General features: G+C 22.3%; 1 protein-coding gene. It reads right to left on the bottom strand.

Annotated features, from left to right (window positions below):
* Nucleotides 1-229: hypothetical protein (locus PVA17_RS25165; RefSeq protein WP_274069386.1), on the bottom strand; the 229-nt coding region annotated here is incomplete at its 3' end.
* Nucleotides 230-314 lie beyond the last annotated feature (85 nt).

Here is a 314-nt window from a genome sequence, read left to right as displayed (position 1 = left end):
TCACTTCATTATTTTTTAAAATATCTTTTAAAACTATTCTAGACTTATTTTGATTTTCTGCTCTAAATAATGGCGCTAAGTCTCCCTGTGAAATTGTACCAAATTGAATACCTTTTATTGAATGAATTTCCGTTAAGAAATTCTTTATAAGTTTAATTAAACTATAAATTACATATGTTTCCACAAGTAAAACTACAGCTATTATTCCAATAATAAAATTAATAAACATTTTCATCTTCCTCTCTTTTTAATAATAGGTTTATATTTTAATTTTTTGATATTATTGTAGTTTTTCAATGACGTTAATCATATTC

The sequence above is a fragment of the Lysinibacillus sp. CNPSo 3705 genome, assembly GCF_028674935.1.
In the GTDB taxonomy this organism is placed as follows: Bacteria; Bacillota; Bacilli; order Bacillales_A; family Planococcaceae; genus Lysinibacillus.
This window is presented reverse-complemented; position numbering and strand designations above follow the sequence as displayed.